The 20,605-nt window shown below is 64.3% G+C and carries 25 protein-coding genes; 6 read left to right on the top strand and 19 right to left on the bottom strand.

Annotation, left to right across the window (positions count from 1 at the left end):
- Positions 1 to 3: 3 nt before the first annotated feature.
- The 6 genes from dapA to ACWYRN_RS15205 form a co-directional block, all read right to left on the bottom strand.
- The gene (gene dapA / locus ACWYRN_RS15230; protein WP_488688449.1) at positions 4 to 888 is read right to left on the bottom strand and encodes a 4-hydroxy-tetrahydrodipicolinate synthase; all 885 of its coding nucleotides are present in this window, start codon (positions 886 to 888) and stop codon (positions 4 to 6) included.
- A gap of 64 nt (positions 889 to 952) precedes the next feature.
- Entirely contained in the window at positions 953 to 1,522 is a 570-nt protein-coding gene (locus tag ACWYRN_RS15225) for a class I SAM-dependent methyltransferase (RefSeq protein WP_488688448.1), read from the bottom strand.
- Positions 1,519 to 2,172 (bottom strand): site-2 protease family protein, encoded by a 654-nt coding sequence (locus ACWYRN_RS15220; protein ID WP_229438865.1) that lies wholly within the window; start codon positions 2,170 to 2,172, stop codon positions 1,519 to 1,521. The genes ACWYRN_RS15225 and ACWYRN_RS15220 overlap by 4 nt, the downstream gene beginning before the upstream one ends.
- A 96-nt stretch (positions 2,173 to 2,268) precedes the next feature.
- Positions 2,269 to 2,892, bottom strand: coding sequence for an L-threonylcarbamoyladenylate synthase (locus tag ACWYRN_RS15215; RefSeq protein ID WP_488688447.1), 624 nt, complete (start codon positions 2,890 to 2,892; stop codon positions 2,269 to 2,271).
- A gap of 12 nt (positions 2,893 to 2,904) precedes the next feature.
- Positions 2,905 to 3,783: a protease HtpX gene (gene htpX, locus ACWYRN_RS15210; protein ID WP_488688446.1), complete on the bottom strand. Its 879-nt coding sequence runs from the start codon at positions 3,781 to 3,783 to the stop codon at positions 2,905 to 2,907.
- Positions 3,784 to 4,088: 305 nt separating this feature from the next.
- Entirely contained in the window at positions 4,089 to 4,922 is an 834-nt protein-coding gene (locus ACWYRN_RS15205; protein WP_488688445.1) for a 3',5'-nucleoside bisphosphate phosphatase, read from the bottom strand.
- A gap of 120 nt (positions 4,923 to 5,042) precedes the next feature.
- On the opposite strand from ACWYRN_RS15205, the gene ACWYRN_RS15200 reads away from it, so the two are divergent.
- A complete protein-coding gene (locus ACWYRN_RS15200) occupies positions 5,043 to 5,444 on the top strand; it encodes a GFA family protein (protein WP_488688444.1) in 402 nt (133 codons plus the stop codon).
- A 348-nt stretch (positions 5,445 to 5,792) separates the two neighbouring features.
- Here ACWYRN_RS15200 and ACWYRN_RS15195 read toward each other — a convergent pair whose 3' ends face one another.
- Positions 5,793 to 6,671, bottom strand: a complete 879-nt coding sequence (locus ACWYRN_RS15195) for an alpha/beta fold hydrolase (protein WP_488688443.1) — start codon at positions 6,669 to 6,671, stop codon at positions 5,793 to 5,795.
- Positions 6,672 to 6,852: 181 nt separating this feature from the next.
- On the opposite strand from ACWYRN_RS15195, the gene ACWYRN_RS15190 reads away from it, so the two are divergent.
- From ACWYRN_RS15190 to ACWYRN_RS15180, 3 genes are read left to right on the top strand one after another with little or no spacing between them, the layout of a single operon-like run.
- Positions 6,853 to 7,377, top strand: a complete 525-nt coding sequence (locus ACWYRN_RS15190; RefSeq protein WP_229439334.1) for a gamma carbonic anhydrase family protein — start codon at positions 6,853 to 6,855, stop codon at positions 7,375 to 7,377.
- 3 nt (positions 7,378 to 7,380) lie between these two features.
- On the top strand, positions 7,381 to 8,337 hold the full coding sequence (gene hslO / locus ACWYRN_RS15185) for an Hsp33 family molecular chaperone HslO (protein ID WP_488688442.1): 957 nt from the start codon (positions 7,381 to 7,383) through the stop codon (positions 8,335 to 8,337).
- Positions 8,338 to 8,365: 28 nt separating this feature from the next.
- Complete coding sequence (locus ACWYRN_RS15180) at positions 8,366 to 8,803, top strand: acyl-CoA thioesterase (protein WP_488688441.1); 438 nt, start codon at positions 8,366 to 8,368, stop codon at positions 8,801 to 8,803.
- 26 nt (positions 8,804 to 8,829) lie between these two features.
- Here the strand turns inward: ACWYRN_RS15180 and ACWYRN_RS15175 are convergent, their stop codons facing one another.
- The 3 genes from ACWYRN_RS15175 to ACWYRN_RS15165 all read right to left on the bottom strand — a co-directional run bounded on the left by ACWYRN_RS15175 (position 8,830) and on the right by ACWYRN_RS15165 (position 11,737).
- Positions 8,830 to 9,456, bottom strand: coding sequence for a hypothetical protein (locus tag ACWYRN_RS15175; RefSeq protein WP_488688440.1), 627 nt, complete (start codon positions 9,454 to 9,456; stop codon positions 8,830 to 8,832).
- 313 nt (positions 9,457 to 9,769) lie between these two features.
- Positions 9,770 to 11,359, bottom strand: coding sequence for a magnesium-protoporphyrin IX monomethyl ester anaerobic oxidative cyclase (gene bchE, locus ACWYRN_RS15170; protein ID WP_488688439.1), 1,590 nt, complete (start codon positions 11,357 to 11,359; stop codon positions 9,770 to 9,772).
- A 75-nt stretch (positions 11,360 to 11,434) separates the two neighbouring features.
- A complete protein-coding gene (locus ACWYRN_RS15165; RefSeq protein ID WP_488688438.1) occupies positions 11,435 to 11,737 on the bottom strand; it encodes a hypothetical protein in 303 nt (100 codons plus the stop codon).
- A 189-nt stretch (positions 11,738 to 11,926) separates the two neighbouring features.
- Between ACWYRN_RS15165 and ACWYRN_RS15160 the strand changes: the two genes are divergently transcribed.
- Positions 11,927 to 12,433 carry a Dps family protein gene (locus tag ACWYRN_RS15160; protein WP_229439328.1) on the top strand — a complete coding sequence of 169 codons (507 nt, stop codon included), beginning with the start codon at positions 11,927 to 11,929 and terminating at the stop codon, positions 12,431 to 12,433.
- Between the two features lie 43 nt (positions 12,434 to 12,476).
- Here the strand turns inward: ACWYRN_RS15160 and ACWYRN_RS15155 are convergent, their stop codons facing one another.
- The 7 genes from ACWYRN_RS15155 to ACWYRN_RS15125 form a co-directional block, all read right to left on the bottom strand.
- The gene (locus ACWYRN_RS15155) at positions 12,477 to 12,881 is read right to left on the bottom strand and encodes a DUF3224 domain-containing protein (protein WP_488688437.1); all 405 of its coding nucleotides are present in this window, start codon (positions 12,879 to 12,881) and stop codon (positions 12,477 to 12,479) included.
- Positions 12,882 to 12,971: 90 nt separating this feature from the next.
- On the bottom strand, positions 12,972 to 13,211 hold the full coding sequence (locus ACWYRN_RS15150) for a helix-turn-helix domain-containing protein (RefSeq protein WP_488688436.1): 240 nt from the start codon (positions 13,209 to 13,211) through the stop codon (positions 12,972 to 12,974).
- A gap of 6 nt (positions 13,212 to 13,217) precedes the next feature.
- Complete coding sequence (gene ftsB, locus ACWYRN_RS15145; protein ID WP_488688435.1) at positions 13,218 to 13,580, bottom strand: cell division protein FtsB; 363 nt, start codon at positions 13,578 to 13,580, stop codon at positions 13,218 to 13,220.
- 59 nt (positions 13,581 to 13,639) lie between these two features.
- Positions 13,640 to 14,923, bottom strand: a complete 1,284-nt coding sequence (gene eno, locus ACWYRN_RS15140; protein ID WP_488688434.1) for a phosphopyruvate hydratase — start codon at positions 14,921 to 14,923, stop codon at positions 13,640 to 13,642.
- Between the two features lie 106 nt (positions 14,924 to 15,029).
- Positions 15,030 to 15,887, bottom strand: a complete 858-nt coding sequence (kdsA, locus tag ACWYRN_RS15135) for a 3-deoxy-8-phosphooctulonate synthase (protein ID WP_488688433.1) — start codon at positions 15,885 to 15,887, stop codon at positions 15,030 to 15,032.
- The gene (gene pyrG / locus ACWYRN_RS15130) at positions 15,884 to 17,569 is read right to left on the bottom strand and encodes a CTP synthase (RefSeq protein ID WP_488688432.1); all 1,686 of its coding nucleotides are present in this window, start codon (positions 17,567 to 17,569) and stop codon (positions 15,884 to 15,886) included. Before pyrG ends, kdsA begins: the two co-directional genes overlap by 4 nt.
- A 229-nt stretch (positions 17,570 to 17,798) precedes the next feature.
- Entirely contained in the window at positions 17,799 to 18,191 is a 393-nt protein-coding gene (locus ACWYRN_RS15125) for a hypothetical protein (RefSeq protein WP_488688431.1), read from the bottom strand.
- A gap of 134 nt (positions 18,192 to 18,325) precedes the next feature.
- Here ACWYRN_RS15125 and ACWYRN_RS15120 point away from each other — a divergent pair, with 134 nt between their 5' ends.
- Positions 18,326 to 18,646 carry a Dabb family protein gene (locus ACWYRN_RS15120; RefSeq protein ID WP_229439316.1) on the top strand — a complete coding sequence of 107 codons (321 nt, stop codon included), beginning with the start codon at positions 18,326 to 18,328 and terminating at the stop codon, positions 18,644 to 18,646.
- A 35-nt stretch (positions 18,647 to 18,681) separates the two neighbouring features.
- Here ACWYRN_RS15120 and ACWYRN_RS15115 read toward each other — a convergent pair whose 3' ends face one another.
- Positions 18,682 to 19,056, bottom strand: a complete 375-nt coding sequence (locus ACWYRN_RS15115) for a COG4315 family predicted lipoprotein (protein ID WP_488688430.1) — start codon at positions 19,054 to 19,056, stop codon at positions 18,682 to 18,684.
- Positions 19,057 to 19,313: 257 nt separating this feature from the next.
- On the bottom strand, positions 19,314 to 20,579 hold the full coding sequence (locus ACWYRN_RS15110; protein WP_488688429.1) for a PQQ-dependent sugar dehydrogenase: 1,266 nt from the start codon (positions 20,577 to 20,579) through the stop codon (positions 19,314 to 19,316).
- Positions 20,580 to 20,605: the final 26 nt, after the last annotated feature.

Below are 20,605 nucleotides of genomic sequence, written 5' to 3'. Positions count from 1 at the left end.
GACTCAGGATTGCGGCAGGAGGCCCGCCTGGCGCAGCGCGGTGCGCACGGTGTCGTGGAAAGGCGCGGACAGCGGCGCCAGCGGCAGGCGCAGGCCTGCCGGCATCTTGCCCATTTCCGTCAGCGCCCATTTGACCGGCACCGGATTCGGCTCGACGAAGAGCTTGGCGTGCAGTTCAAGCACGCGGTTATTGATCTCGACGGCTTTCGCGATGTCGCCGGCCATGGCGGCGGCGCACAGCTCGTGCATGGCGCGCGGGGCGACGTTGGCGGTGACCGAGATATTCCCGGCGCCGCCGCAGAACATCAGCGCCATCGCGGTCGGATCGTCGCCCGAGTACACGGCGAAGGATTTGTCGACCATCTTCAGCAGCTCGATGCCGCGCCCGATGTTGCCGGTGGCATCCTTCACGCCGACGATGTTGTCGATCGGCGCCAGGCGCGCGATGGTCTCGTTGCTCATGTCGGCCACGGTACGGCCCGGCACGTTGTACAGGATGATCGGCAGCTCGACCGCTTCGGCAATCGCCTTGAAGTGGCGGTACATGCCTTCCTGGGTCGGACGGTTGTAGTACGGCACGACCTGCAGCGAGGCGTCGGCGCCGACTTCCTTTGCGTGGCGCGTCAGGGCGATGGCTTCGGCGGTGGAATTGCCGCCCGAGCCGGCAATGACGGGAATGCGGCCGGCCACGTGGTCGACCGTCAGCTTGATGAGTTCGCAGTGCTCTTCCGGGCTGACGGTGGCCGATTCGCCGGTGGTGCCGACGATGACGACGCCGTCGGTGCCTTCGGCCACGTGCCAGTCGAGCAGTTTGCGCAGGCTGTCCTTGTCGAGACTGCCATCCTCAAACATCGGCGTGACGATTGCTACTATGCTGCCCTTGATCATAATTTCTGGTACGTGTTGAAAAATAAAAATCCGATTGTAGCGGATAGCCCGGCGCTATGGTTCATTAACCGCCAGATAAATGGTCGAGCTTTACCTCGGTTTGCACCATGGCCTGCCCCGCCGCGCACAGGCGCTGCACCCGCGCCGGCTTCGGCCGGGCGATGGCGCCATCCTCGAACGCGAGTACCCGCAAGCCGCCCGCCGCCGCATGCTCCAGCAGCTCGCCGGGGCGCAGCAGGAAGTCCGGGTTCGAGGGTTTGCCGAAGAGTTCGTTACCAAGGGCAAAGGTTTCGTATAGGAGCACGCCGTTGGGCGCCAGGCTGGCCATCAGCCGCGCCATCAGGGGCCGGTGCAGGTAGTTCGTGACGACGATGCCGGCAAAGCGGCCTGGCTCGAAGGGCCAGGCGGCGCCATCACGCTCCAGGTCGTGCTCCAGGGTGACGATGCCGGGGCCGGCGGCGCTGGCCAGCGCCTGCGGGTCGCGGTCGACCGCCAGCACCGGGTGGCCAAGCTGTGCGAACAGGCGCGCGTGGCGGCCGCTGCCACAGGCCAGGTCCAGCACTTCGCCGGGCGGGACCAGGTGGGCGAAGCGCCCCACCCAGGGCGAGGCGGCGGAAACGGGAGCGTGCATCATGTCAGGAGCCAGGCCAGCGGCGTCGTGATCAGCTCGACCGCCTGCGCGCCCAGCCACATCACCGGCTGCACCCAGAAGGCGAGCAGGTTAAAGTACAGCAGCGCCAGCAGGATGAAGAAGCCGTAGGGCTCGATGCGCGCGAACTGGTAGGCGATCCGGTTCGGCAGCATGCTGGTGAGCACGCGCCCACCGTCGAGCGGCGGCAGCGGGAACAAATTGAAGGCGAAGATCAGCAGGTTCGTGACCAGGCCGGCACGCGCCATCTTGTTCGGAAATTCCTCGTCGATATTGAACGCTACCAGCAGCATGCTGAACACCACCCACAGGAAGGCCATCAGCAGATTGGCGGCAGGCCCAGCCAGCGCCACCCAGGCCATGTCGCGCTTCGGATTGCGTAGGTTGCCGAACTGGACCGGTACCGGCTTGGCATAGCCGAACACGAAGCCGCTCGTCATGTAGAGCACGATCGGAATGATGATGGTGCCGAGCAGGTCGATGTGGACCAGCGGGTTCAGGGTCATGCGGCCCTGGGCATAGGCGGTGTTGTCGCCGAGGCGGCGGGCGGCATAGGCATGGGCCGCTTCGTGCAGGGTGATCGCGAACAGCACGGGCAGCGCGAAGACCAGGATGTTTCTAAAATTTTCGACCATGGGGAGGGATTCTAGCAGAGCCGGGCAAGGAAACCCGGCAGGCGGCCCGGCGCGCAGGATGAGCGGCCGGGCCGGGGTGACAGTGGCGGAGAGAACTTACAGGCCGAACGCAGCGGGGTCGCCCCTGCCCTCGCGCAGCAGCACGGGCTCGGGGCCGGTGAGGTCGACGATGGTGGTGCCTTCCAGCGTGCCGGCGCCGCCATCGACCACCAGGTCGATCTGCTTTTCCAGGCGTTCGCGTACTTCGTCGGGGTCGGACAGCATGTGGTCGTCGCCCGGCAGCTGCAGCGTGGTGCCGATCAGCGGCTCGCCCAGTTCTTCCAGCAGCGCCAGCGTGATCAGGTTTTCCGGCACGCGCAGGCCGATGGTCTTGCGCGAGGGGTGCGACAGGCGCCGCGGCACCTCTTTCGTCGCCTCCAGGATCACCGTGTAGGGGCCGGGGGTGGTGGCCTTCAGCAGGCGGTACTGGGAGTTGTCGATGCGCGCGTACTTGGCGATTTCCGACAGGTCGCGGCACAGCAGCGTCAGGTGGTGCTTGTCGTCGATGCCGCGCACGCGACGCAGCTTCTCGACCGCGCCTTTATCGTCGAGCTGGCACACCAGCGCATAGGCCGAGTCGGTCGGCAGCGCCGCCACGCCGCCGGAGCGGATGATCTGCGCGGCCTGCTTGATCAGCCGCGCCTGCGGGTTTTCTGGATGGATCTGGAAAAATTGGCTCATTGGTTTCCTTGATTAGCGCAGGGCTTGCAGCGCGGCGATGCGCTCTTCCATCGGCGGGTGGGTCGAGAACAGCGCGCCCCAGCCGCCACCGCCGCCCGAGATGCCCGAGGCGTTCAGCGACGACGGCAAGGCGCCCGGCTGCAGGCCGCCCAGGCGCGCCAGCGCATGCTGCATCGGCACCGTGCTGCCCAGGAGTTTAGCCGAGCCCGCATCGGCGCGGAATTCGCGTTGACGCGAGAACCAGGCCACGATGATCGAGGCCACCAGGCCGAACACGATCTCGCAGACGAACACGGTCACCATGTAGCCGATGCCAGGGCCGCGGTCGTCGTTCCCGCGCAGCAACACCTTGTCGACGAAGAAGCCGACCACGCGCGCCAGGAACACGACGAAGGTATTCACCACGCCCTGGATCAGCGTGAGCGTGACCATGTCGCCGTTGGCGATGTGGGCTACCTCGTGGCCGAGCACGGCCTCGACTTCGTCCTGGGTCATGCCCTGCAGCAAGCCGGTGGAGACGGCCACCAGCGCGGAGTTTTTAAAGGCGCCGGTGGCAAAGGCGTTCGGTTCGCCGTCATAGACCGCTACCTCCGGCATGCCGATGCCGGCGCGCTCGGCGAGTTTACGCACGGTATTCACCAGCCACTGCTCGGTGGCATTTTGTGGATGCTCGATGACGCGCGCGCCGGTCGACCATTTGGCCATGGGCTTGCTCAGCAGCAGGGAAATGATGGAGCCGGTGAAGCCGACCACCAGCGAGAAGACAGCCAGGGCGCCGACATTGATGCCCTCGGCGGTCACCGCGCGCCCGACACCCAGCAGGTTCAGGACAACGGTGAGCACCAGCACAACCGCGAGGTTGGTGGCGAGGAACAAAACGATGCGCTTCATGGAAACAGCCTCCAGCAAAAATGAGCTTGACAGGCTGCCAAGATAGGGCTGAGTGCCGGGAAATTCAAGGGCGCGGGCTTATGGGGGGCTTAAGGCGCGTGCGTGCATGACGTGGTCCGGCCACGTAGGGTGGACGGCTACTCCTGGCAAGGTGCGTTCCTGCGGCTGTGGCGCCGTCCACGCGTTCAGCAGGCCCAGGAAAGCGCGCGTCGGCGCTGGCGGAACTGAACGCGTGGACGGCGCAATGGCCGCAGGCATGCATGTCGGCGGGTAGAGCCGTCCACCCTACGTGACAGGCGATCGCGTCAGAACCAGTCGTGCCAGACCGGGGTGACGTTGGCCGGCAATGGCGGCAAGGCGTCGAATTCGACGCGGGCTTCGCCGGGGGCGTGGAAGTCGGTGCCGCGCGAGGCGAGGAAGCCGTAGCGGCGCGCGACCTCGGCGTACACGGCGTACTGGTCGGGCGTGTGGCTGCCGGTGACGACTTCGATCGCGTTGCCGCCGAGCTGGCGGAATTCGTCGAACAGCACGCCCTCGGCGGTGGCGTCGAAGCGGTAGCGGCCCGGATGGGCGATGACGGGGATGCCGCCGGCACGCTTGATCCAGCCCATGGCCTGGTCGAGCGCGGCCCAGCGGTGCGGCACGTAGCCGGGTTTGCCTTCGCTGAGGTATTTGCGGAAGACCTCGGGGGTGCTGGCGCAGCGGCCGGTCTCGACGATGTAGCGGGCGAAGTGGGTGCGCGACAGCAAATCGGGGTTGCCGACGTATTTCAGGGCGCCCTCATAGGCGTCAAGAATGCCGGCCTGTTCCAGCTGGGCGGCAATCTCGCGTCCGCGCGCGTCGCGGCCCTGGCGCGTGGCGGCCAGGCCGGCCAGCAGGTCCGGGTTGTCTTCGTCGACGTGCAGGCCGACCAGGTGCACGGTCTGGTTCGCCCAGGTGACGGAGATCTCGACGCCGGGGACGAAACGCATGCCGAGTTCGTTGGCCTTGGCGCGCGCCGCCTTGATGCCGCCGACTTCATCGTGGTCGGTCAGGGCCCAGGCATCGACCCCGCCCTGGCGCGCATAGGCAGCCACGGCGGCCGGCGCGAGGACGCCGTCGGAAACGTTGGAATGGCAGTGCAGGTCGACTTTCAGCATGGATGCGGTGCGTGTGCGGATACTGGACGGAAGGGACATTGTACGCCGCAATGCGCTGGCTGTGCGGGCGGCTGGGCAGTGCTAGAGTTGTTGCTTTCTTCTTGGACTTAGGCGGCGGGGATGAAGACGTATCGGGGGAGTTGTCATTGCGGGGCGGTGCGGTATGAGGCGGCGTTCGACCTGGCGGTGACGGGGACGGTGAAGTGTAATTGTTCGATGTGTACGAAGATGCGGTTCTGGGGAGTGCAGGTGGGGGCTTCTTGTTTTCGACTGCTGGCGGGGGCGGAGGCGCTGGGGGAGTACCGGTTTGGGGCGCGCAGGGATGGGCATTGTTTTTGCCGGGTGTGCGGGATCAATGTGTTTTCGACGGGGGAGTCGGTGGGGCTGGGGGCTTTCGTGGCGGTGACGGTGGCGAGTCTGGATGATGTGGAGGTGGAGGAATTGGTTTCAGCGCCGGTCAGGTATATCGATGGGGCCAATGATAATTGGGGGACGGCGCCGGTGGAGACGCGGTATTTATGAGCGTGACGCGGGTGGAAGGTTTGCGGGCGGAAGGTTTGCGGGCGGACGTGGGGCTGTTGCCTGCTCTGTTATTGGTGTGTTGAATCCGCGTGGGCACGGAGTGCCCACCCTACGGGACACGTTGCGTATCCGCGTTTCGTATGATGTTGCCGTCGATGGGCACGCGTCACGCACCGGGTTTTGTATGATCCCGCTGTTGGCGGTGATGGTTTTTGTGTGAACTTGCCGATAACGGTAACCGTACGGTGGGGTGTTTGAAGCAGGGGGCTTCAAACACGTGCCCACGCGGATCATGCATACCTATAACGGCATAGGCAACAGCCCCGCCTGCCCTCGCATACCGCCGGTTCAACGCCCCAAAAACGCCTCGATCAAGCGCGCCAGCACCTGCGGCTGGTCGTGATGCACCATGTGCCCCGCCCCGGGCACGATATGCGCCTCGACCGACGCCATGTGCGACAGGCGGCTGTCCACCTCGGCCCGCATCTGTTCCTGCGGCCCCATCCAGCGCCACATGTCCGTCTCGGCGGCTTCGATCCACAACACAGGAGCCGTGATCTTCTTCCAGATCGCGATCATCTCGTCCAGGTGGTACAAGAGCGGCCCGCTCATCTTGTGCGCCGGATCGCCCAGGATCTCGTACTCGCCCTCGGCGTTGCGCGCCGACCAGTGCTCGGCCAGGAAAGCGGCGCGGTCTTCGGGCAGGCGCGGGTTGGTCTTCTTCAGGCGCGCCGCCACCTCGTCCAGGCTGGCATAGCCGCGCATCACCGGCGGCGTTTTCAGTTCGTCGAGCCAGCGCGCCATGCGCTTGGGCGCCTGCTGCGGCACGCCGCCCTGCAGGCCGATGCCTTCCAGGTTGATCAATTTCGCCACGCGCTCGGGCCGCACGCCCGCATACAGGCTGACGACATTGCCGCCCATGCTGTGGCCGAGCAGGTTCACCGGCGCGTCTGGGGAATAATGGTCGAGCAGGAAATCGAGGTCGGCCACGTAGTCGGGGAACCAGTAGGTGTCGGTCCCGGTCCGCTCGCTCAGGCCGAAGCCGCGCCAGTCGTGGGCAATCACATGCCAGTCTCCCTCCAGGCAATCGACGATGAACTGGAACGAGGCCGACATGTCCATCCAGCCATGCGCCATGAAGATCTTCGGCGCGCCTTCGCGGCCCCAGTGGCGCACGTGGGTGCGCAGGCCGCGCACGGTGAGGAATTCGGAACGGGATGGTGTCATGGGCTCGCTCGGCTGATAGAAAATAGTACGATCGTTCGGATTAATCGTCCGATTATACGCATGCCGTTGAATTCCTGCCTGCCATCCCCACTTGGGGACTTCATCGAAGATCGAGCCAACCCGGCGATGGCGGACGCAAGGGCGTAAAATAGCGGTACACCAACCCTTCCGCGAGCAATCCATGGCGATTTACCAGCTGGGCGAGCATGCGCCCGAGATCGATGCGTCGGCCTTTGTTGCCGATACGGCCAACCTGATCGGCAAAGTCACGCTCGAGGCGAATACCTCGGTGTGGTACGGCGTGACGATCCGCGGCGACAACGAGCGGATCACGATCGGCGAGAACAGTAATGTACAGGAAGGCACGGTCATGCACACCGACATGGGCTACCCGCTCACGCTCGGCAAGGGCGTGACCGTCGGCCACCAGGCCATGCTGCATGGCTGCACGGTCGGCGACGGCTCGCTGATCGGCATCCAGGCCGTGATCCTGAACGGCGCAAAGATTGGCAAGGGATGCCTGGTCGGTGCCGGCGCGCTGGTTACCGAGGGCAAGGAATTTCCCGACAACTCGCTCATCATCGGTGCGCCGGCCAAGGCGGTGCGCACCCTCACGGAAGAAGACCTGCTGCGCTTGCAGGCCAATGCCGCCAGTTACGTGGCGCGTGGCCAATTGTTCAAGGCGCAGCTCAAGCAAATCGGATAGACAATGACGACAACGGACACCAAGGACACCCTGCAGAAATTCATCTTCGACAACGCCGCCGTGCGCGGCGAGCTGGTCGAGATTTCCGATACCTGGCGCGAGATCCAGGCCCGCCACGGCTACCCGAAAGCCGTGCGTTCCCTGCTGGGCGAAATGGTGGCCGCAGCCGCCCTGCTCTCGGCCAACCTGAAGTTCAACGGCTCGATCGTGATGCAGATCCACGGCGACGGCCCGGTGCGCCTGCTGGTGGTCGAATGCGACGCCGAGCTGCGCATCCGCGCCACGGCGAAACTGGCGCCGGACGCCGAAGTGGCCGACGACGCCACCCTGCGCCAGCTGCTCAACGCCAATGGCCAGGGCCGCTTCGTGATCACCCTCGACCCGCTCGACAAGGTGCCAGGCCAGCAGCCCTACCAGGGCATCGTGCCGCTCGACGGCGAAAGCATGGCGACCGTCATCGAGAACTACATGCTGCGTTCCGAGCAGATGGACACGCGCCTGTGGCTGGCGGCCGACGACAAGGTTTCGCGCGGCCTGCTGCTGCAAAAGCTGCCGCGCCACACCGGCAAGGACGACCAGGTGAAACAGGCAAGCGAAGAGGAAGACCTGGAAACCTGGAACCGCGCCGTCATGCTGGGCAGCACGTTGAAACAGGAAGAACTGCTGAGCACCGGCATCGAGACCCTGCTGAACCGCCTGTTCTGGGAAGAGACGATCCGCGTGTTCGACCCGCAGCATCCGCAATTCCATTGCTCCTGCACCCGCGAAAAGGTGGGCAACATGCTGAAAATGCTGGGCAAGCCGGAAGTGGATGCCGCGCTGGCCGACCTGGGCGAACTGGGCATCAACTGCGATTTCTGCGGCAAGCATTACGCCTTCGACAAGGTCGATTGTGCGCAATTGTTCGCCACCCCGATCGCAGCCGATGCCATGACCCCGGCCGACGACACCAAACACTGACAGCCACACTGAAACAGGACCGTTGACGATGCGCGACACGCCCCGCTCTGCCTTTCCCCACATCGCCGCCCTGCCGACGCGCTGGATGGACAACGACAGCTACGGGCATGTCAACAACGTCAACTATTACAGCTTTTTCGACACCGCGGTCAATCGCTACCTGATCGACCGCGGCGTGCTCGACATCCATAAGGACGAGGTCGTCGGCTTCGTCGTCGAGACCGGATGCTCCTACTTCAGTTCCATTTCCTTTCCCGACGTCGTGCACGTGGGCGTGCGCGTGGCCAAGCTCGGTAATTCCAGCGTGCGCTACGAGATCGCGCTATACCGCAACGACGAGACCATGCCGGCTGCTGCCGGACATTTCGTGCATGTGTATGTGCACCGGCCGAGCGGCAAGTCGGTGCCGATTCCCGAGGGAGCGCGGGCGGTGCTGCAGACACTCGGTCCACCTGCTGATCGTTAGCCCTGCTGTCTTTAATCCTGCTGTCTTTATTCCTGCTGACAATCGTCAGCGAGTACATCGTCCTTGCGCCGCAAACCTCTGCCGCGCCGTTCAAATTTCGGCTCGGCGAAATCTTGCACACGCTTCACGATGGTCTGCGCAGTAGTGAGCGTTTGCGCCATCGCGGCGGCAACTTCGCGCATGGCGCCGACGGGTGATTCCGGTGGCGCCTGGCCCGATTCAAGTTCACGCCGCAATACGGATGCCATTTTCCATCGCGCATCGCTTGGCCGGCGCACCCACAGCTCGCGCCATGCATTCCGCGCCTCGCCCATCACTGCCAGCACGAACTGGCGCGGCGATACAGGCCGGCCCTGATACATCAACACATCCCGATCGACCTCGGCGTAATGGTAGCGCTCGTTGTGATACATACGCAGCTCGCTGCCGTGCGCGAGAAACAGGCATTTCCATTGGTAGCCGCCGTGCCTGCGATACATCACGGCGACATCGCGAGAAATTTCTCCACCCTCACGCGCAGCGATCCATTCCCGGATCGCAAACTCCAGCGCCGCATTTGGCGAAAAGATACTTCCTGAACGCTCTAGATAATCGGCAAGCTCGCGCAGGGCGGAGGAGGTGTGCAAATCCAGCCCTGTATCAAACTGTCTCATTTGGCTTTCTCATTTGTTCTCATCGGTTCTCGTTTGATCTCTGCTATTTAGACAAGTTCAAACAGAGACCGAATGAGAAGAAATGAGAACACCAAACGAGACTGTTTGAGAGAGGGCGTGATTCGAGCCTCCCCTCCCCCACCTTCTGGATTTTGGCAGAAAGAACTAGTGCTGCGGAAATCGTTCTAAAGAAAGAGCTCGAAGGATGTTGGCTTCGTGACTTTGCCCAGCCGGTAACGGCAGCGTGCCGGACAGTGCCTTGCAATGCGGCGACTTCGCTCGCCTCGTCTCAGGTTACGTTCCAGGTTACGTCTCAGGTCAGCTGTTGCTCTTTCCGCCTGGTCTGCCCGGTCTGCCCGGTCTGCCCGGCCTGCACGGCCTGCACGGCCTCGATCGGAATCACGGACCGCTTGCGCTTGACCATCGATTCTTCATGCTCCTCGAGCGAGGCGCCCCAGAAACGGCGCAGCGTCAGCGTGCTGCTCTTCAGGCGCTTGCCCAGGATGAACTCGGCAATCTCGTGGAACCAGACGCGCCGCCCCATGCGCGTGTACCAGCGCATGCCGTGTCGCACGTGACGGTCCTTGCCCAGCAACACGCGCAGGATGGCTTTCGGGCGCAGCTGCATGATCACCTCGATCGACTTCACCCACAGCAAAATGCGCCAGGGCGGCACGCGCGTGGTTTCCAGCACCTGGTGCTTGTAATCCCATTTCGCGGCATCGGTTTCGATGACCTTGCGTTCCTCGACGGTCTTGAAATACGGCGTCCAGCGATGCGGCGTGACGTACAGCATCTGGATCTGGTCGGGGTCGTAGTGCAACAGGTGCTTCAGCGAGCGCCAGTAGTCGGCATCGGTTTCCTCCTCGAAGCCGACGACATAGGTGGCCATCGAGATGATGCCGTGCTGGCGCAGCAATCGGATCGCCTGCCGGTCTTCGCTCATGCTCGCGCCCTTCTTGATGGTCTTGAGCATGGCTTCGTCGTAGCTTTCGATGCCGAGCAAGAAGCGAACGACGCCGGCCTGCTTGTACAGGTGCAGGATGTCGGCATCGCGCACGATGTCGCCGGCGCGGGTCGACCCCACCAGGGTCAGGCCCACGTCTTCCGCGATCAGCGCTTCCAGGAAAGCCTTCCAGGCCTTGCGCGAACCGGTCGGCAGTTCGTCGGCAAAATTGATCAGCGTAACGCCGTGCTCGCGCTTCAGCCGCGCCAGTTCCTTGGCAAACTTGACCGGATCGCGGTGGCGCCACTGGGTCCAGAAGCCGCGCTGGCCACAATAGCTGCACAGGTAGGGGCAGCCGCGCGAAAATTGCACGACCACGGCGCGCATGCCGCCCCAGTAGGAATAGCGGGTGTGGTCGATCAGCTCCCAGCCGATGCGGTAATCGTCGAGGTCGCGGATCATCTCGGCCGGCGCGCTGGCGGCCGGCACGCCGTTCGCACGCCAGGCGATGCCGTCCACCGACGCGGGCCCGGCGCCGTCGCGCAGCGCCTGCAGCAGGAGCGTGGCGGTGCGCTCGCCCTCGCCGCGCACGATGTAGTCGACCTGCGGATAGTCGCGCAGGATGTCTTCCCAGTGATAGGTCGGGTAGACGCCGCCGTACACGACCGTCAAGCCGGGCCGGGCCGCCTTCAGGGCCGCGGCCAGGCGCATGATGGTGTCGTGGGCCGAGGTGGAACCGGAATGCCCCATCAGCACCAGGTCGGGCATCGCGGCCAGCGCCGCGCGCACGATGGCGTCGTCAAGCATGGGGCCGAATTCGGCGTCGAGCAGGCGCACCGTGAAGCCGGCGTCGATCAGCGGCCCGCCAATGCTCAGCAGGCCGAGCGGCGGCAGTTGTTCACGCGGGATGCGGCTTCCGATGGCGGTATGGGGAGGATTGATCAGCAGGACGTTCATCGGCCATGATCATAGCCATTTTATTGCCTGCAAAACTCACCCATTTCCACCAGCCGGAAGCGCAGAGCGCCATCCCTAGCGCAGGTGGGCGATTTCCACCGAGCCGTCTTCGTCGAAGATGGGCGAGGTCTTGGCCAGGCGCACCGCGTTGTTGAAATCGCTGGCGCCGATCACGCAATAGCCCGACATGGCGCTGCTGCTGATCTTCGGCCCGAGCAGGCGGGTCGGCACCTCGACGCTGCCCTGGCTCAGGGCGCCCCGGTCGAGCAAGGCCTGGCCCAGCGAATCGAACCAGGATTCCCACTGCAGCGGATCGTGCCGGCGGCCTTCCGCCTCCCCGGCTGTCGATCCCCGAAAAACGATCAGAAACTTGTCCATGCCGCCTCTCCGTGCTGATGTGATCCGAACTGTAGCACCAGCCCGGCAGGCGCGACGCACAGCACCGGGAGCGGCCTGCCCGGTCATTCCTTATCGTGCCGCAGGATTTTAGCGCCGGTGCTAAGCTGTGCATTGTTAATAGTGCTACAACTTTCAACAAGCACTGTCACTCACTACAGGAGAACCGCAATGCACATGGATACCGGCATCAGCACCGAAGACCGCGCCAAGATCGTCGAATCGCTCTCGACCGTTCTGGCAGACGCCTACATGCTCTACCTGAAGACCCACAACTTCCACTGGAACGTGACCGGCCCGCTGTTCTCGAGCCTGCACGTGATGTTCGAAGAGCAGTACACCGAGCAGTGGAACGCCCTCGACGAGATCGCCGAGCGCATCCGCGCCCTGGGCCACTTCGCCCCGGCCACCTACAAGCGCTACGCCGAGCTGTCGAACATTACCGAAGAGCCGGAAGTGCTCTCGTCGAAGGAAATGATCCGCCAGCTGGTGGAAGGCAACGAGATCCTGATCCGCACCCTGCGCGCAGGCGTGAAGGTCGCCGACGAGCTGGACGACTTCCCGACCGCCGACATGCTGACCACCCGCATGGAAGTGCACGAAAAGAACGCCTGGATGCTGCGCTCCTTCCTGGAGCAAGGCGCCGGCGCGCAACAGGGCGACGCCTCGTCGGACTAAGTATCAACGGTGCTGCGGCGGGCACTCGCCCGCTGCAGCCGTCTTACAAATCCGGCAGCTCGTAATCGAATTCGTAGAAGTGCTTGCGCTCCTCGATGCGGATACGCATGGTGCCGGCAATCCCCGCCAATTCCCCCGTTCCCGAATCCGGCACCACGCTGATCGCCAGCGCCTGCGCGCCGCGCGCCATCGTGCCGCTGTGCTGGACCACGAAACTGCCGCTGCGTCCTTGCAGCGTGCCGGTCACGCGCTCCATGGCCACATAGCCGGCCGAACCTTCGGTGGTGGTCATCGCCGACAGCATCTCGCCCACGCCGCTGCCTTCGAGCTCGCCGTGGTAGCGCTTGTCGATTGCCATGCGTCCGGTGGTAACGCCGTCGCGCACCTCGGGCTGGCCCTGGGGCGTCACGGTGACGTCGAACGGTCCTGCGGCATGTTGCTGGCTCATGGTGCCCTCACCTTGTCATGAAGAGATAAGGAACATTCTAGGCCAATCCGCGTGGTTTGCGGGAGCCTCGGCATCGCGAGGCGTCGGCGATCAGCCCGGCAGATGCAGGTCGATGACCTTCATGACCGCCAGCGTGGTCTCGAGGTCCATCTCGCCGGATGCAAAGGCGGCGCGCAGGTCGGCCTGGGGCACGCCGGCAGCCGCGGCCAGGTGCGCCGTCGCTGGCGCGCGCGAGGCGACGTCCAGCGCATCGCGCAGCACGGCGGCGTCGCCGCTGTCGAACGCGCCGGCCAGATAAGCCGCCAGCTCTTCGAGGGTGTCAAGTGTCATGGAGTGTCAGTGCGTCACGGGGGGCGTGGCATGCCCGCCCTTGTTCTTCGGCGCGGGCGGTGGTGGCGGCACGGTCATCGATTCGACCGGCTTTTCGTTATGGCGCAGCACCTGCACGAAGATTTCGTTCTGCTTGATCATGCCCAGTTCCAGGCGCGCGCGCTCCTCGACGGCGCCCAGTCCTTCGCGCAGGTCGCGCACTTCGGAATCGAGCTTGGCGTTACGCGCCTTGCGCCCATCGAGCTGGGCCTGGGCCACGGTCACCTGGTCGCGCAGATCGGCAACGGCCAGCATGCCGCCCTTCCCCAGCCACAGCGGGTACTGGATCAGCAACAGCAAGACGGCAAGGGCAAGCGAAATCAGGCGCATGATGGGAATATAAAACGCCGGCAGGTCATTGCGACCGGCCGGCGGTAGGACGGTTTAATTTACTTCAGATTATAGAAAGCATCGCGGCCAGGGTAGCTGGCAACGTCGCCCAGGTCTTCCTCGATGCGCAGCAGCTGGTTGTACTTGGCCATGCGGTCCGAGCGCGACATCGAGCCGGTCTTGATCTGCAGGGCGTTCAGGCCAACGGCGATGTCGGCGATCGTCGAGTCCTCGGTCTCGCCCGAACGGTGCGAGATCACGGCGGTGTAGCCGGCGCGCTTGGCCATCTCGATGGCGGCAAAGGTCTCGGTCAGGGTGCCGATCTGGTTGATCTTGATGAGGATCGAGTTGGCGATGCCCTTCTGGATGCCTTCTTTCAGGATCTTGGTGTTGGTGACGAACAGGTCGTCGCCCACCAGCTGCACGCGCTTGCCCAGGGCCTGCGTCAGGATGCCCCAGCCTTCCCAGTCGCCTTCGTGCATCGCGTCCTCGATCGAGATGATCGGGTACTTGTCGACCCAGGTCGCCAGCATGTTGGTGAAGTCGGTCGACGACAGGGTCAGGCCCTCGCCTTCCAGGTGGTACTTGCCGTCCTTGTAGAACTCGCTGGCCGCGCAATCGAGGCCGATGGCGATGTCGGTGCCGGCCTGGTAGCCGGCCTGCTCGATCGCTTCCATGATCAGCTTGATCGCTTCCTCATGGTTGGCCACCGACGGGGCAAAGCCGCCTTCGTCGCCGACGGCCGTGTTCAGGCCCTTCGCGTGCAGGATCTTTTTCAGGGTGTGGAACACCTCGGCGCCGTAGCGGATGGCTTCCTTGAACGAAGGCGCGCCGACCGGGATGATCATGAATTCCTGGATGTCCAGGTTGTTGTCGGCGTGGGCGCCGCCGTTGATGACGTTCATCATCGGCACCGGCATCTGCATCGCACCCGAACCGCCGAAGTAGCGGTACAGCGGCAGGCCGGCTTCTTCGGCGGCGGCTTTCGCCACGGCCATCGACACGGCCAGCATGGCGTTCGCGCCCAGGCGGCTCTTGTTCTCGGTGCCGTCCAGGTCGATCAGGGTGCGGTCCAGGAAGGCCTGTTCGTTGGCGTCCAGGCCCATGATGGCTTCGCTGATCTCGGTATTGATGTTCTCGCAGGCTTGCAGCACGCCCTTGCCGAAGTAACGCTTCGGATCGCCGTCGCGCAGTTCGATCGCTTCGCGCGAACCGGTCGATGCGCCCGACGGCACGGCGGCACGGCCCATCACGCCCGATTCGAGCAGCACGTCGCATTCGACGGTCGGATTGCCGCGCGAGTCGATGATCTCGCGGCCGATAATATCAACGATAGCACTCATGTTTCAGTCTCCGGAAAGTAGAAAAATCGTCTCGCAGATGCAAGTCGAGGCGCCTCATGGGCGCCTCGATTACAAGCATCGTTCACTAAATACTAATCACGCAGGCTCAAGCCTTGAAACTGGTCTCGAGGAAGCCGGTACGCTTCACCACGCGGTCGAGTTCGACCAGGGTGGTCAGCAGTTCCTTCATGCGGCCCAGCGGCACGGCGTTCGGGCCATCGGACAGGGCGTTCGCCGGGTCCGGGTGGGTTTCCATGAACAGGCCGGCGATGCCCGCGGCAACCGCCGCGCGCGACAGCACCGGCACGTGCTCGCGCTGGCCGCCCGACGAGGTGCCCTGGCCGCCCGGCAGCTGCACCGAGTGGGTGGCGTCGAACACCACCGGGCAGTTCGATTCGCGCATGATGGCGAGCGAACGCATGTCCGACACCAGGTTGTTGTAGCCGAACGAGGCGCCGCGTTCGCAGGCCATGAAGTTGTCTTCTTCCAGGCCGGCCTCGCGCGCGGCGGCGCGTGCCTTGTCGATCACGTTCTTCATGTCGCCCGGGGCCAGGAACTGGCCCTTCTTGATGTTCACCGGTTTGCCCGAGCGTGCGCAGGCGTTGATGAAATCGGTCTGGCGGCACAGGAAGGCCGGGGTCTGCAGCACGTCGACGATGCTCGCCACTTCGGGGATCATCTCTTCGTCATGGACGTCGGTGAGCACCGGCACGCCGAGCGTCTTGCGCACGTCGGCCAGGATCTCCAGGCCCTTTTCGCGGCCGGGGCCGCGGAAGGATTTGCCCGACGAGCGGTTCGCCTTGTCAAAAGACGACTTGTAAATGAAAGGGATACCCAGCGCGCTGGTGATCTCTTTCAGGGTGCCTGCCGTGTCCATCGCCATCTGGCGCGACTCGATCACGCAGGTGCCGGCGATCAGGAAGATCGGGTGTTCCTGGCCTACTTCGAAACCGCAAAGTTTCATGCTGCATCTCCTTGCAATGCTGGCGTGTTCGCCGCGACCTTCTCGTTGCCGGCCTGGTGCGCCAGGGCCGCCTGGATGAAGGAGGTGAACAGCGGGTGGCCGCTGCGCGGGGTCGACTTGAATTCAGGGTGGAACTGGACGCCCATGTACCACGGGTGCGAATTTTCACCTTCGCGCGGCAGTTCCATGATCTCGCACAGGTCTTCGTTCGGGGTACGCGCCGCCACCACGAGGCCGGCCGCTTCCACCTTCGGCAGGTAGTGGTTGTTGGCTTCGTAGCGGTGACGGTGACGCTCGGTGACGACGCTGCCGTAGATTTCGGCAGCCAGCGTGCCCGGCTTCACCGCGCAGGTCTGGGCGCCCAGGCGCATGGTACCACCGAGGTCGGAGTTCTCGTCGCGCTGCTCGACCTTGCCGTCGTGGTTCTGCCATTCGTTGATCAGGGCGACGACCGGCTGGTCGGTTTCCAGGTCGAACTCGGTGGAGTTCGCGTTCGGCAGGTTCGCCATGTGACGCGCGTATTCGATCAGCGCCACCTGCATGCCCAGGCAGATGCCGAGGTAAGGGATCTTCTGTTCGCGGGCATAGCGCGCGGCCATGATCTTGCCTTCCACGCCGCGCTTGCCGAAGCCGCCCGGCACCAGGATGGCGTCGTACTTGGCCAGGCCGTCGCAGCCCTTGGTTTCGATTTCTTCCGAATCCAGGTACTCGATGTTGACGCGGCTTTCGGTGTGGATGCCGGCGTGGCGCAGCGCTTCGGTCAGCGACTTGTACGACTCGGTCAGGTCGACGTACTTGCCGACCATGCCGATGGTGACCTCGTGCTTCGGGTTTTCCAGCGTGTGGATCAGCTTGGTCCACATCGACAGGTCGGCCTTGGGCGCTTCCAGGCCCAGGGCTTCGAGGATAATGTCGTCCAGGCCCTGGTCGTGCAGCACCTGCGGCACCTTGTAGATGGTGTCGACGTCCCACACCGAAATGACGGCCTGCTCTTCGACGTTGGCGAACAGCGAGATCTTGGCGCGCTCGTCGTCCGGGATGCGGCGGTCGGCGCGGCACAGCAGCGCGTTCGGCGAAATGCCGATCTCGCGCAGCTTCTGCACGCTGTGCTGGGTCGGCTTGGTTTTCAGTTCGCCGGCCGAGGCGATGTAGGGCACCAGGGTCAGGTGGACAAAAGCGGCGCCCTTGCGGCCCGAGCGCAGCGAAAGCTGGCGCGCGGCTTCCAGGAAGGGCAGCGATTCGATGTCGCCGACGGTACCGCCGATTTCGACCAGCGCCACATCGACGCCTTCGGCGCCGCGGCGGATGTAGTCCTGGATTTCGTTGGTGATGTGCGGAATCACCTGCACGGTCTTGCCGAGGTACTCGCCGCGGCGTTCCTTGCGGATGACGGACTCGTAGATCTGGCCGGTGGTGAAGTTGTTCACCTTCTTCATGCGGGTGCTGATGAAGCGCTCGTAGTGGCCGAGGTCGAGGTCGGTCTCGGCGCCGTCGTCGGTGACGAAGACTTCACCGTGCTGCATCGGGCTCATCGTGCCCGGGTCGACGTTGATATACGGGTCGAGCTTGAGCATGGTGACTTTGAGGCCGCGCGATTCGAGGATCGCGGCAAGGGAAGCGGCCGCGATCCCTTTACCCAGGGAGGACACGACGCCGCCAGTGACGAATACAAATTTGGTCATTGTGCTGAAGGTGCCGAACGGCACGCGCGGGAAATTGAAATTATACCTTAAACAGGCAAATACTTCTTCTTATCAAGCTGGCAAAGGCTGGCCACGCCCCGGCTGCCGAACACGGTTTTTCACAAACAAATGCTTGATAATGGAAACAATTGTCGGAAAAGCGACATGCGGGTGCACCCAAAACGGAGGGCGCGGGGCCGCTGGCAGCGGCATCTGGCGCCGCAGCTGTTCAGATCTTGATTACACGCGTCATCCGGATCGTGTGCTGCTGCTCCTTGCCCTCGGCCGTCCAGCGCTGGTGCGCTTCCAGGGTCGAGTCGTCGACGCGGCGCCACTCGAAACGGCTGGGTGCGCTCACCGGCTCGAAGACGGCGCTGTCGGCGCCGATGCGCGACGCGCGCCAGGTGAAGTCGCCCCAGGTCGAGGTGACTTCGCCGTCCTCGTAGGCGATGGTGCTGCCGTCGGTGCGCTCGGCAAAGCTCTCGTCGGCGTAGCGGTGCGACTGGAACACCCTGGCTTCGGGATGGTCGTATTCTTCGAAGAAGGGCTTGCCGTCGGCGCTTTCGCCGCGCCAGCGGCCCACCAGGAACTGCAGTTGCGCGAAGTCTTCGATACTGAACATGGCGTGCTCCTTTCGCTTGTCGGTCCGCGCACTCTACACGCTTCGCAACGGACGCGGCACGCGCGAACATGGCGCGCGCACGGAACAGCCGGGGCGTGTAAGATTGCTTATCTTTTTATCCACCCTTCCATTCCATGACCGCCAACGCTTCCGCCACCCTGCGCCACGTCGTTCTGTTCGCTTTCAAGGAAGATGCCACGCCCGAGCAAGTCGACGCCGTGGTCGCCGATTTCGCCACCCTGCCCGGCGCCATCCCGGGCATCGTGTCCTACGAATGGGGCACCAACGTCAGCCCGGAAGGCCTGAACGACGGCTTCACCCACTGCTTCACGCTGACGTTTGCCAGCGCCGAGGCGCGCGACGGCTACCTGGTGCATCCGGCGCACGCGCGCTTCGTCGACACCCTGGGCGCGAGCCTGGCGCGCTCGCTGGTGCTGGATTACTGGGCGCAGTAAGAGCCTGTCTCAGCAGGCTCCAAGCGGCGGCGTGGTCAATCGCTGACCACGTGCCAGACATCCATCACCTTGTCGCCCTTGCGTTCGCCCGGCTTGGCATCCTTGGCATACAGGTAGAGCGGCTTGCCCTTGTAGGCCAGCTGCTTCGAGCCGTCGTCGCGCGTGACGGTCGAGTACGGAGAGGCGACGCTGCTGCCCGTGACCGGTACCGGCGGCCACATCTTCGCGCAGCTGTCGTTGCAGGCGCTCTTGCCCGAGCCGGCCGTGTCCTTGTCGAAGGTGTAAACAGTCATGCCCGCGGCGTCGGTCAGCACGCCGTCGGTTTTCTTGAGTGTCTGGGCCAGTACGGCGCCGGTCGAGAACGCGAACGCGGCGCTAGCGGCCGCAGCGAGAAGATGCATCGTTTTCATGGCAAGCTCCCGGTGAGGAAGGTCGAACACCGAGTATATGCCTGGCGCCGGCGCACAGGCGACGGCAAGCGCCGGAGCCAGGCACCGAGGCAAGCCATGTCGCTTGCATGATACCGTGACGACGGCTGCGGGCCGATTACGAGACAATATTGCTCAATCCCATACTCGCAAGCGCGCCAGCTGCCTCCACAGCCGGGGCCGTGTCCGAATGTCAGACTTGACCCTGGCTGTTTTCAACGCGCATTTCAACGCGCATTTCAGCGATTACGCGTTACCCGCCACACCGTATTCGCCAGGTCGTCGGCCACGATCAGCGCACCGCGCGGGTCGACGGTGACGCCGACCGGGCGTCCGCGCGTCTTGCCCTCTTCCGTGCGGAAGCCGGTCACGAAGTCGATCGGCTGGCCGGACGGACGTCCATTCGCGAACGGCACGAAGATCACCTTGTAGCCCACCGGCTGGTCGCGGTTCCAGCTGCCGTGCTCGCCAACGAAGGCGCCATTCGCGAACTTGTCGCCCATCGCGGCCTGCGAGAACGACAGGCCCAGCGCGGCCACGTGCGAGCCCAGGCTGTAGTCAGGCTTGATGGCGGCGGCCACCTTCTTCGGGTCGCCCGGCTTGACGCGCGGGTCGACGTTCTGGCCCCAGTAGCTGTACGGCCAGCCGTAGAAGCCGCCTTCGCGCACCGAAGTCAGGTAGTCGGGCACCAGGTCCGGCCCCAGTTCGTCGCGCTCGTTCACCACCGACCACAACTGCCCGGTTTCCGGATGCATGGCCAGGGCGGTCGGGTTGCGGATGCCGGTGGCGTAGGGCTTGTGGGCGCCGCTGGCGGCGTCGATCTGCCACACCTCGGCCCGGTTCAGTTCGGCCTCCATGCCGCGCTCGGTGATGTTGCTGTTCGAGCCGATCCCGACGTACAGGAAGCGTCCGTCGGCGCTCACGGTCAGCGACTTGGTCCAGTGGTGGTTGATCTCGGACGGCAGCTTGGCCACGCTGGTCGGTGCGCCGGCGGCTTTCGTCTGGCCTTCCTGGTAGTCGAAGCTGACCAGCTCGTCCTGGTTGGCCACGTACAGCTTGTTGTTCGCGAACGCCAGGCCGTAGGGGGCGTTCAGGTTCTCGGCGAAGACGGTCTTCAGCTCGTAGGTGCCGTCGCCGTCGGCGTCGCGCAGCAGGGTCAGGCGGTTGCCGCTTTTCACCTTGGTGTTGCCCTTGGCCTTGATGTAGCCGGCGATCACGTCCTTCGGCTTGAGCTTGGCCGCGCTGCCGCCGCGCCCTTCCGCCACCAGGATGTCGCCGTTCGGCAGCACCAGGGTCTGGCGTGGAATCTGCAAGTCGGTGGCAATGGCCGTGACGCTATAGCCCTTGGGCACGGTCGGCTTCTGGTCGCCCCAGGGCGTCGGTTCGGCGATCTTCATGCTCGGCAGCAGGCCGCGCTGCTGTTCCGGCAGCTTGGGATCGGGACCGCGCGCCTGGGTGTCGGCACCTTGTTCGCCGCATGCGCCGAGCAGCAGCGCCATGCTCATGCATGCGAGTGCGTTCGAACGTTTCG

The sequence above is a fragment of the Massilia sp. BAP21 genome, from assembly GCF_057801335.1.
The sequence above is the reverse complement of the archived record's forward strand: the minus strand, read 5'-3'. Positions and strand labels throughout refer to the sequence as shown.

Bases quoted from the DNA above. Each gene is read 5' to 3' on its own strand.
- pyrG (WP_488688432.1), bottom strand. From the start codon at position 17,569: ATGACCAAATTTGTATTCGTCACTGGCGGCGTCGTGTCCTCCCTGGGT.
- ftsB (WP_488688435.1), bottom strand. From the start codon at position 13,580: ATGCGCCTGATTTCGCTTGCCCTTGCCGTCTTGCTGTTGCTGATCCAG.
- ACWYRN_RS15190 (WP_229439334.1), top strand. From the start codon at position 6,853: ATGGCGATTTACCAGCTGGGCGAGCATGCGCCCGAGATCGATGCGTCG.
- ACWYRN_RS15165 (WP_488688438.1), bottom strand. From the start codon at position 11,737: ATGGACAAGTTTCTGATCGTTTTTCGGGGATCGACAGCCGGGGAGGCG.
- eno (WP_488688434.1), bottom strand. From the start codon at position 14,923: ATGAGTGCTATCGTTGATATTATCGGCCGCGAGATCATCGACTCGCGC.
- ACWYRN_RS15225 (WP_488688448.1), bottom strand. From the start codon at position 1,522: ATGATGCACGCTCCCGTTTCCGCCGCCTCGCCCTGGGTGGGGCGCTTC.
- ACWYRN_RS15155 (WP_488688437.1), bottom strand. From the start codon at position 12,881: ATGAGCCAGCAACATGCCGCAGGACCGTTCGACGTCACCGTGACGCCC.
- ACWYRN_RS15150 (WP_488688436.1), bottom strand. From the start codon at position 13,211: ATGACACTTGACACCCTCGAAGAGCTGGCGGCTTATCTGGCCGGCGCG.
- ACWYRN_RS15160 (WP_229439328.1), top strand. From the start codon at position 11,927: ATGCACATGGATACCGGCATCAGCACCGAAGACCGCGCCAAGATCGTC.
- kdsA (WP_488688433.1), bottom strand. From the start codon at position 15,887: ATGAAACTTTGCGGTTTCGAAGTAGGCCAGGAACACCCGATCTTCCTG.
- ACWYRN_RS15175 (WP_488688440.1), bottom strand. From the start codon at position 9,456: ATGAGACAGTTTGATACAGGGCTGGATTTGCACACCTCCTCCGCCCTG.
- htpX (WP_488688446.1), bottom strand. From the start codon at position 3,783: ATGAAGCGCATCGTTTTGTTCCTCGCCACCAACCTCGCGGTTGTGCTG.
- ACWYRN_RS15120 (WP_229439316.1), top strand. From the start codon at position 18,326: ATGACCGCCAACGCTTCCGCCACCCTGCGCCACGTCGTTCTGTTCGCT.
- ACWYRN_RS15110 (WP_488688429.1), bottom strand. From the start codon at position 20,579: ATGAGCATGGCGCTGCTGCTCGGCGCATGCGGCGAACAAGGTGCCGAC.
- hslO (WP_488688442.1), top strand. From the start codon at position 7,381: ATGACGACAACGGACACCAAGGACACCCTGCAGAAATTCATCTTCGAC.
- ACWYRN_RS15180 (WP_488688441.1), top strand. From the start codon at position 8,366: ATGCGCGACACGCCCCGCTCTGCCTTTCCCCACATCGCCGCCCTGCCG.
- bchE (WP_488688439.1), bottom strand. From the start codon at position 11,359: ATGAACGTCCTGCTGATCAATCCTCCCCATACCGCCATCGGAAGCCGC.
- dapA (WP_488688449.1), bottom strand. From the start codon at position 888: ATGATCAAGGGCAGCATAGTAGCAATCGTCACGCCGATGTTTGAGGAT.
- ACWYRN_RS15195 (WP_488688443.1), bottom strand. From the start codon at position 6,671: ATGACACCATCCCGTTCCGAATTCCTCACCGTGCGCGGCCTGCGCACC.
- ACWYRN_RS15220 (WP_229438865.1), bottom strand. From the start codon at position 2,172: ATGGTCGAAAATTTTAGAAACATCCTGGTCTTCGCGCTGCCCGTGCTG.
- ACWYRN_RS15205 (WP_488688445.1), bottom strand. From the start codon at position 4,922: ATGCTGAAAGTCGACCTGCACTGCCATTCCAACGTTTCCGACGGCGTC.
- ACWYRN_RS15200 (WP_488688444.1), top strand. From the start codon at position 5,043: ATGAAGACGTATCGGGGGAGTTGTCATTGCGGGGCGGTGCGGTATGAG.
- ACWYRN_RS15215 (WP_488688447.1), bottom strand. From the start codon at position 2,892: ATGAGCCAATTTTTCCAGATCCATCCAGAAAACCCGCAGGCGCGGCTG.
- ACWYRN_RS15125 (WP_488688431.1), bottom strand. From the start codon at position 18,191: ATGTTCAGTATCGAAGACTTCGCGCAACTGCAGTTCCTGGTGGGCCGC.
- ACWYRN_RS15115 (WP_488688430.1), bottom strand. From the start codon at position 19,056: ATGAAAACGATGCATCTTCTCGCTGCGGCCGCTAGCGCCGCGTTCGCG.